This window comes from Streptomyces sp. NPDC004561 (assembly GCF_053602155.1).
Genome location: NZ_JBSGDB010000372.1, coordinates 1 through 8,876 on the forward strand (window position 1 = coordinate 1; position 8,876 = coordinate 8,876).

At 68.6% G+C, this 8,876-nt stretch carries 8 protein-coding genes and 1 pseudogene; 2 read left to right on the plus strand and 7 right to left on the minus strand.

The annotated features are described in order from the left end of the window. A partial coding sequence (locus ACWEN3_RS34375; RefSeq protein ID WP_452978986.1) for an FAD-linked oxidase C-terminal domain-containing protein occupies positions 1–358 on the plus strand: 358 nt, incomplete at its 5' end. Between the two features lie 63 nt (positions 359–421). On the opposite strand, the gene ACWEN3_RS34380 is transcribed toward ACWEN3_RS34375, so the two are convergent. The 5 genes from ACWEN3_RS34380 to ACWEN3_RS34400 form a co-directional block, all read right to left on the minus strand. Next, the gene (locus ACWEN3_RS34380; RefSeq protein WP_452978989.1) at positions 422–2,620 is read right to left on the minus strand and encodes a SpoIIE family protein phosphatase; all 2,199 of its coding nucleotides are present in this window, start codon (positions 2,618–2,620) and stop codon (positions 422–424) included. A 435-nt stretch (positions 2,621–3,055) separates the two neighbouring features. Next, the gene (locus ACWEN3_RS34385; RefSeq protein ID WP_452978992.1) at positions 3,056–3,541 is read right to left on the minus strand and encodes a universal stress protein; all 486 of its coding nucleotides are present in this window, start codon (positions 3,539–3,541) and stop codon (positions 3,056–3,058) included. A 406-nt stretch (positions 3,542–3,947) separates the two neighbouring features. Further along, the gene (locus ACWEN3_RS34390) at positions 3,948–4,661 is read right to left on the minus strand and encodes a YoaK family protein (RefSeq protein ID WP_452978994.1); all 714 of its coding nucleotides are present in this window, start codon (positions 4,659–4,661) and stop codon (positions 3,948–3,950) included. Positions 4,662–4,815: 154 nt separating this feature from the next. Then, positions 4,816–6,114 carry a sensor histidine kinase gene (locus ACWEN3_RS34395; RefSeq protein ID WP_452978997.1) on the minus strand — a complete coding sequence of 433 codons (1,299 nt, stop codon included), beginning with the start codon at positions 6,112–6,114 and terminating at the stop codon, positions 4,816–4,818. A gap of 161 nt (positions 6,115–6,275) precedes the next feature. After that, positions 6,276–7,211, minus strand: a complete 936-nt coding sequence (locus tag ACWEN3_RS34400) for an alpha/beta fold hydrolase (protein WP_452979000.1) — start codon at positions 7,209–7,211, stop codon at positions 6,276–6,278. Between the two features lie 105 nt (positions 7,212–7,316). Between ACWEN3_RS34400 and ACWEN3_RS34405 the strand changes: the two genes are divergently transcribed. Beyond that, positions 7,317–7,919: a TetR/AcrR family transcriptional regulator gene (locus ACWEN3_RS34405; RefSeq protein ID WP_452979003.1), complete on the plus strand. Its 603-nt coding sequence runs from the start codon at positions 7,317–7,319 to the stop codon at positions 7,917–7,919. Positions 7,920–8,119: 200 nt separating this feature from the next. Here the strand turns inward: ACWEN3_RS34405 and ACWEN3_RS34410 are convergent. Beyond that, a pseudogene (locus tag ACWEN3_RS34410) lies at positions 8,120–8,505 on the minus strand (dihydrofolate reductase family protein); the annotation flags it as partial. After that, positions 8,502–8,744 (minus strand): hypothetical protein, encoded by a 243-nt coding sequence (locus ACWEN3_RS34415; protein WP_452979006.1) that lies wholly within the window; start codon positions 8,742–8,744, stop codon positions 8,502–8,504. The gene ACWEN3_RS34415 and the pseudogene ACWEN3_RS34410, both read right to left, overlap by 4 nt. Positions 8,745–8,876 lie beyond the last annotated feature (132 nt).

Below are 8,876 nucleotides of genomic sequence, written 5' to 3' on the forward strand. Positions count from 1 at the left end.
CCATCGCGCGGTCACCGACGCGGCGCAACAGGCGATGCGTGAGGTCGCCGGGGCGGGGGTGGTCACCTGCCGGTTCACCCACGTCTATCCGGACGGGCCGGCCCCGTACTTCGGTGTCTACGCCCCCGGCCGCTGGGGCAGCGCCGTGGCTCAGTGGGACCACATCAAGGCGGCGGTGTCCGAGGCGATCGAGTCGTGCGGCGGTACGATCACCCACCATCACGCGGTCGGGCGCGACCACCGCCCCTGGTACGACCGCCAGCGCCCCGACCCCTTCGCCGCGGCGCTCACCGCCGCCAAGGCCGCGCTGGATCCGGCCGGCGTTCTCAATCCAGGGGTGCTGCTGCCGGAGCGCTGAACTCCACGCGGTTTCACGGGTGTTGTGGCCGACAGCCTCTTCTGACTGCGCGGATCCGGGTCGTCAGGTGTCGTTGTAGATGTCGACCCAGATCGTTTTGCCGTGTGTGGTGGGGGTGTTGCCCCACTGGGTGGATAGGTGGTCGACGATCGTGAGGCCGCGGCCGTGTTCGGTGATGGTGAGGCTGCGGCTGTGCTCGGCGTGCTGGTTGGCGCGGGGGGTGTCGGTGGTGGTGGGGATGGGCGGGGTGGGGTCGGTGTCGTGTACTTCGAGGCGGAGGTGGTCGGGGTATTCGCGGAGGCGGAGGTCGACGTCGCTGTCGGCGTGGATGAGGGCGTTGGTGACGATCTCCGAGGTGAGGAGCTGGAAGTTGTCGATCATCTGGTCCAGGCCCCAGGTGTGGAGGCTGTCGGTGATGAACTGGCGGGCGGCTTTGACGGCTTGAAGGTCGTGACGCTGGAAGGTCCTGTGGCTGATGCGGCGGTTGGGGCCGGGGGTGGGGCCTTCGTAGTGGGCGAGAAGGAGAGCGATGTCGTCGTTGTGGTCGGGGTGAGTCGTGGTGTTGTCGACCAGGTGGTCGGCGAGCTTTTCGAGGGTGCCGGGGTCCTCGGGGGTGGGTGTGTGAGGAGTGACGGTTGGCGGGATGAGGCCATTGGTGTGGAGGATGAGGAGGGTGTCGGGGTTGAGAGTGATTTCCCCGGTTTGGTAGAGGGCGTTGGGAGTGATGCCGAGGGGGATGTTGGGGGGAAGGTGGGTGGTGTGGAGAGTGTTGTTGTGGGTTTGGAGGAGCGGGGCCGGGTGGCCGGCGAGGACTGCTTCGGCGTTTCCGGTGGGGATGTCGAGGGCGACGAGGCAGCAGGTGGCCATGAGGTCGGTGTCGAGGCTGTGCAGCAGGCGGTTCGCGCGGGCCATGACGACGTCGGGGGCGTGGCCTTCGGTGGTGTAGGCGCGGACGGCGCTCCTGAGCTGGCCCATGACGACGGAACTCTCGATGCTGTGGCCTTCGACGTCGCCGACGACGAGGGCGAGGCGGCCACCGGGCAGGGGGATCATGTCGTACCAGTCGCCGCCGAGTCCTGCCGTTGAGGGGGCGGGGACGTAGCGGGCGGTGGTGGTCATACCGGGGACTTCGACGAGGTCGCGAGGCAGGAGCTTCTTCTGGAGGTTCTCTGCCAGAGAGCGGGCGTTCTCGTCGAGGGTGGCGCGTTGGAGCGCCGGGCCGAGAAGGTCCATCATCATCATGGCGACGGCCCGCTCTTCGGCACTGAAGGTGCGCGGGTGCGTGAAGCCGAGGGTGCAGACGCCGATGGGGCGGCCGCTGAGGGTCAGGGGGAGATGGGCGCTGGCTTCGAGGTCGTCGTCGACGGCGCTGGGGTAGGAGTCGGTGAGGGTGGCGCGATCGGGGATGAACAAGGGGGTCTCGGTCAGCAGGGCGTGGGCGTCGGCGCGATGGGGGCCGGCTGCGGCGCCGTGCAGGAGACGAAGGGCGACGGTGGGGTAGCCGCTGTGGCCGGCGACCCAGAGCCTGCCGTCTCTGAGGGTGCTGACGAGGAAGGCCTGGGCGTCGAACGGGGCCATGATGCGGTTGCGGGTGACGGCCATGACCTCGTTGACGCCGGCTGCTTCGTTGAGTTCGGCGGCCAGTTGATGCACCTGGTACATGAAGCTGACCTCGGTGGAACCGGGGATGTGGGGCAGGCCCCATCCGGTGTTGGCGCCGGTAGCGGGGGGCCTGCTGTTGTAGATGGGGAGCAGGACGGGTTTCGTGCCCGCTCGCATGGAGACGGTGGGGGCCAGGCCCCGCAGGGTGCGGGCGAGGCGTTCGGTCTGGTCGGTCAGCCATGCCGTCTGGCCGGGGTCCAGGGGATGGCTGCGTGGGGGGATCCAGAGGAGGGCCAGGACACCGAGACGGCCGTTGTCGGTGTCGAGGGGCACGGCCAGAACGGAGTAGGGGAACGGGACGCGGCTCGCGAGTTCCAGGCCGCCCGTGGAGTGGGGGGCGAGAAAGCCGGCCGTGGTGGGTTGCCCGGTGCGGAACGCGGTGGCGGTGGCATAGGGGGCGTTGATGTCGAGGCGTTCCGGCATGGTGTAGATCGCGGGCTGGGCTCCGGCGATGATCGCGGTGCGCAGGGTGTGATCGTCCTCTGCCAGAAGGTGGGCCAGGCCCGTGTGTGCTCCGAGTCCTTCGATCACGTTCTGCAGGGTGGCGGCGAGCGCGGAATCGCGGGCCAGGGTGCTGTCTGCGTCTGTCTGGTCGTTCATGGCCATGTCCCAGGTCGCACACCCGTGGGGGAGTGAGGGGGGGTGGGGTCGGGGCGGGGCTGTCCGTGGGCGCTGTCTCATCTGGTCCTCATGCTCCTCCTGGCGAGTGGTGCGCGCATCCGCCCTGGCCTGCGCTTACTGCCCCTCTCCGCCGGTGGGCGTGCGGCCGACGACCCGGGGTCGCCATGTTGCGCATGTCAGCACGGTGCCGCCTGCCTGTCGCGGGAGCTGCCTGCCACTGACGGCGGAGCCGTCGCCTGGTTCTGAGCCTGGTCGCGGTCGTGGTGGCGGCCGTCGGCTTTGGGTACGTGACAGAGGCCGGTACTGCCGTCCTCGTACGTCGCCCAGCCGCTGGGCCGTGGCTCCGCGCGCGGCCATGCTTCCCGGGGTCGGGACCTCACAGCTGGGCGTGGAGCCGGCTCTCCCGGGGGCTGCTCAGGCGGCGAGGGCGGGCTCGGGCGGGGCGGATGCCCAGTCGGGCGGGACGACAAGGACAGGTGCCGCCGCCTTGCGCAGGCAGTACTTGTCGGGGGAAGGGCGCAGCCAGGCGAATGGCTGCCGGTAGCGCAGGCCGATCACCAACAGGTCTTCGGGTCCGCCGGCCAGGTACGCCAGGACGGCCCCGAGAGGGCCTTTTTCCACCCGACGTTCCACGGTCAGGTTTTGGGGGAGGCGGGCTCGTTCGCAGGCGCTGTCGAGCATGGTCCGGGCCGATGCCGTTTGTTTGGCGTCCAGTGCGGGGCAGGGGTAGGTGCGCTCGGCGACATCGCCTCCGTAGGGGGTCCACGTGGTCACGACCACGAGAATCGCGTGGCGGCGAATGGCTTCCTCGGCTGCGCACTGCAAGGCTGCGATGCTCCCCTTCTGGTCGTCGACGCCGACGATGACGCGTCGTCGCTGGTCGATTCGGTTGTTCCGCATGACGCTCTCACTTCACCTGTTGGGCGGTCTTGGACCGTTGCTGTCACGACGCTAGGGCTGCCGTGCGCGGCCGCGGGTCCCCCGACTGGAGGAGCGGGTGGACGACTGCCGTGTCGTCGGCGTCCACAGCAGAAAGCCACCTCGCCAATGCCCGAACGTGCCCGTGCCCCTGGCTGAGGTGTCCGTGCCTGGAGTCGGCCGGCTACGCACGCGGCCCTGTGGTCGCAGGGCCCGGATCAGTGGGCGCCCAGGCACCCGTCTCGTAGGCCTTCCGGGCTGCCGAGTTGTTGATTCTCGATGGGTGCGCTGCCTTGGACGGCGGCTCGTGGGTACGGCGCCGGCGCGCCCGGCGCGGTGTCTGGCCGATGTCGGCCATGCCTCTGGGCGGGGAGGAAGGCGGAGCAGGTCAGTGGGCAGCCGGAGGTGGGGTCGGCTTGGCGTCTGCGTGGTGGTGTTTGAGCTGTTGTGTTTCGCGGATCAGCAGGGCGAGGACGGTGGCGAGCAGGAGGGCGGCTGCGGCGACGGCGGGGGTGCCGATGAGGCGGGTGAGGATGGCACCGGTGGCTGCGCCGGCCGCGAACGCCCCGATGATCAGGGCGTAGCGTCCCGCCCGGTGTGCGGCTGCGGGTTCCCTGGCGGTGAGCCACTGGTGGGCTGCGACGATCCCTTTCTGGAGGTTTCCGCTTTCCGCGAGCGTGGTGTAGGGCGTGTCGCGCAGGGTGGTGAAGGTGGAGAACTGCAGTGCGGCCACGAACGACACCGTGACCGTCGTGGCCTGTTCCGGTGCGTCGGCGGGGAGGGACGCGATCGCTGCGAGCAGGGCGATCTGAATCGTCAGGATGAGCCGGACCGGGCGGCGGACGAGGCGTTTGGTGCGGGGCACGCCGAGTGCTTCGACGAGGAGGACGCCGATGCCGAAGGCCGCGATCGGGATCAGGAGCAGGATGGCTCTGTGCCAGTGCCTGGCGGTGGCTTCCACGCAGAACAGCAGTACGTTGCCGGATTGCAGGTTGGCGAATACGGCGTGCCGCACATACGTGTACGCGTCCAGGAATCCGCCGACTGCTGCCAGGAGCACCCCGACGGCCAGTGTGTCGGGGCGGCGATGGATCGTGGCCATGCACCTCAGCATGCACGACGGTCCGTCTTACGTCGGTGACGGACACCGCCGCGCCCGACCCTGCTCGGAACAGGGGGTGATCGTCGACGCTGACCACCTTGTCGCGGAGGTCCGTGGTGCCCGAATCGGGTCGGGGTTACCTGGTGTGTGCGGGTCACTCCTGCTGGGGTGGGGTCGCCGTTGTGGCAGGTTGTTCCAGTGGTACGACGGCTTGGACGGTGGTGCCGCCGGTGGGGTTGTTGCGGAGGGTGAAGATGCCTCCCATGCCTTCGATGCGTGCGCGGTGCGAGGCGATTCCGATGTGGCCGGATGAGAGGCTTTTGGTCATGGCGTCGTCGGATATTCCTGTGCCGTCGTCGGTGATGGAGAGCCGCACGCTTTCAGTGTCGTATTTCTGCAGGGTGACGGTCACGTTTTGGGCGTGTGCGTGTTTGACGACGTTCTCCAGGATTTCCCGGGCCAGCCAGTACAGCGGCCGGTCGGCAGTCCCCGCGGTGGTGATGGTGGAATGCACTTCTGCGTGGAATTTGCCTCGTTCGGATGCCTGCTGGGTGAGGTGTTCGAGGGCGGGTACGAGTCCTCCGTGGACGAGCACTTCGGGGTGCAGGGTGCGCACGGAGGAGCGGAGTTGTCTGCTGGCCGTGGAGAGGGCTTCGTCGGCCCGGTGCAGTGAATCGGTGTCGGTTTCGATATCGATATCGGGCGGATTGGGGCTGGTGGCTGCTTCGTCGATGAAATGCCGGGCTGCGAGCACGTTCTGCAGTGCTCCATCGTGCAGTACTTCCGCGATTTTGCGTTGCTCTCTTTCTTCTGCGGCCATGATGCGGTCCAGTAGCCACAGCCGGTGTTCGGCGAGTTCCCTGATCGATCGCACGCGGTGTTGTTGGACGTCGGACAGGAGGACGCAGCCCGCGCAGACGACGAGGATGAACAGGGCGTGGAGGAATGTGAAGTGCCAATACGGCCGGTGCAGGTGGCCGAGGCCGGTACCGATGACGTAGCTTGCCGCGGCCAGTATCCCGGATGTGGCGGTGAGGATGGGCTGCATCTGGAAGGAGGCGAGGACGGGTATGAAGAGGAAGATGTCGGCGGATATCGGCGAACTCCAGTTCGGATCTGAGAAGTTGCCGGAGACTGCCATGAGTGCGGTGAGCAGGGTCAGGTCGACCAGGGGATAGACCCAGCTCGGGTACGGTTTGCGTGATCGGCAGGCCGTCCAGAGCGTTCCCAGGGTCCACAGGGTGTAGACGGCCGCCAGGGCGATGGAGAGCGGCAACTGCTCGGACGGCGGGAACACCGCGAGGTCCGCGGTGTATGCGATGACGATGGCGATGCGGAGCAGTGCCTGCCATCGGAAGGCGCGGTGCAGGTGCAGGGCGAGCATGTCAGCCCTGTTCTCGCGGTTGGGCCGGCCGTTTTCTTCGGCGGCCGGGGGTGCGTCCGGAAGTGCCATGTCGTCCTCTTACCGGCTGTCGCCATGTCTTTCCGAGCGGGCGTGCGGGGCTCGGCCGTCCTGCGCTCCTGCCGGAGGTTTCACTGAAATGTTCGGAAGAACCCGCCTCCCGCGCAACCGGATCGAACCCGACCCCTGGGCCGGGTGTTTCCTCCCAGCTGTCAGCGCGGTGTCGGCAGGCAGAGATCGGCATCGTTCATGAAGTCGAGCACCTTCCGGTTGGTCAGCTCCGCGTGGTCGATCTGTGGGCCGTGGCCGGTCCGGGAGATGATCTCAGCCCTTGCGCCGGGGATCAGCCTGGGCACGCGTTCGACCTGTCGGTCGGGGTGCACGAGGAGGCTGCGCTTTCCGAGTACCAGGTACAACGGCTTGCGGATGGCCCCCAGTTCGGCCTCGGTGAGAGGCTGCGGCACCGGCCGGCGGATGCGGTAGGCGCGGACCCCGGTCCGGATCATGGTGCGCAGTTCCGGCACGACGAGGACGGGCTGTTCCAGCCAGGACGCGAGGCGTGGCCGCAGCGCCTTGGGGGCGAAGGTGGCGAACAGGCTGGCGAAGATCCACACGAAGAAGCGCAGTCCCACCTTCTCCAGGCCTCCGGGGTCGAGCAGCGTGACCGAGGCGAGGCGGTCAGGTGCGCGGAAGGCCTGGTTCAGGGCGAGCCAGCCGCCGTACGACGAGCCGAGGAGGTGCACATGGTCGAGCCCGAGGCCGGCGAGTGTCTCATCCAGCCACTGCGCGGCGCGCTCGGGCTCGTGGATGGGTGCGCGCTGCACGCTGCGGCCTGGGTCGCCCGGGGTGTCGATGGCATAGACGGGCCGTTCGGCGCTGAGGGCGGGAGTGTTCGGGTACCACATGGCGGAGCAGGAACCTGCTCCGTGTACGAGGACGACGGGGGTGCGCTCGCGGGCGGCCGGGTCCTCGGGGTCGTAGCGGTAGACGTGTGTGGTCCCGAAGGAGGTCTCCACGTCCTCCTCCCGGGACACGGGCGCACCCAGCGTGTAGAGGGCGTCACAGGCCGCGAAGTAGCGCTCGCGCCAGGCGTCGCTGACGTAGCGGCCGACATCGGGCTGGGAACGGGCTGCTGTGGACTCGGGCACGGCCACCTCCTGGGAAGTCGGTCTTCGTGATACGAACGTACCATAAACGTGGTACGGCTGTATCATCAAAATCGAAGACACGATCCGAGAGCGGAGAGCCGAACCATGCCCAAGCGCGTCGATCACGCAGAGCGGCGTACCGAGATCGCGCAGGCCCTCGTCCGGGCTGCCGGGCGGCTCGGGCTGCATGCGGTGGGGATGCGCGACGTGGCGGCCGAGGCGGGTGTCTCACTGCGGCTGGTGCAGTACTACTTCGAGTCCAAGGAGAAGCTGCTCCTCTTCGGGCTGCGACATCTGGCCGGCAGGTTCGGGGAACGGGTGACCGCCCGGGTCCGCGCCGCAGGCGACAACCCCGGGCCGCGGGCGGTGATCGAGGCGCTGCTGACTGCGGCCCTGCCGGTCGACGAGGAGAGCCGCCTGTTCCATCACCTCTACACGTCGTACGCCGTGCTGTCGGTGACCGACGAGGCCCTCGCGGCCCAGCCCTTCATCAAGGATCCAGACGCCGCCGAGATCACCCTCGCCGGGCTGCTGCAGCAGGCGGCGGACGCCGGACTGCTTCGGGCTGGTACGGATGCCCAGGCCGAAGCGGTCGGCTTGCTGGCCATGTCCGCGGGACTCGGCACCAGCGTCCTGGTGGGTCAGCGCGACGCCGAGTCCGCCACGGCCGTCCTCCACTACCACCTGGACCGGATCTTCCGGCCTTGAGGCACACGGACGCCGCCCCCTCCCGGGCCCTGACACCTGCGCGGAATCATCGCCTCTGCGGTCAGGCCGTCCTGGGCGATCAGTTCGGGTAGAAGGCGACGCCGGCGTAGGCCCGCACGTCCTGGCCGTGGCCGGTGAGCCGGGCCGCAAGGCAGGGCTGGACCTTCGACTGCCGTGACCTCAGCCGTTGAAGATCTCTGGCGGCGTACCTTGAACCTCAGGTGCAGCACCCTGTCGCCCTGGATGACCACGTGGGGATCCTCCAGCAGATGCTGTTTGTGGATGCCGCCGAAGTAGCGCCTGCCCGACCCCAACACCACCGGGACCATGTCCATCGCCACCTCGCCCACGAGACCGGCGACGAGGATCTGGGCGCCCGCTTCGCCGGCGTTCACAGCGACGATCCGCTCCCCGGCGAGTTCCTGGGCCTTGTCGATCGCGGCCGCCACGCCATCGACGAAGTGGTAGGACGCCTCGGGGTGCCACCCCTCAGGCTTGGGCCGTGGGACACCACGACCACGTGATCGCCCACGGGTGACCTGCCCTCTCAGCCGTTCACCAGGTCGAACAGGTTGCGGCCCATCACACGATCAGTCGCGCAAAGCGGTAGCTCCGCGCCACCCGCTTCGGGGTGACACCGGCATGAGCCTTGAACAGGTTGGCCAGGTGATTGCCACTCACCCCGGCGGCATCGGCCGGCGCACCGACCGGGATCGTGCCGTTCGAGGTCTCCAGGCGCCCGCCTGGGTGCTGGACCAGGTCGAGACCGCGCGCCGGGGCCTCGGCAAGTCGCGACCGAAGACCCGCGCCGACGACCCCGAACACATCGGCGAACCAGCCTGCTGCTGTCGGTCGTCGCGGTCGGCGCTCGGCGGAACACGGTCCCGCCTCGCGCCATCGTCACCAGCCGCCACACGCAGACCAGGACGACCCGGACCGTCACGACACCCAGGACGG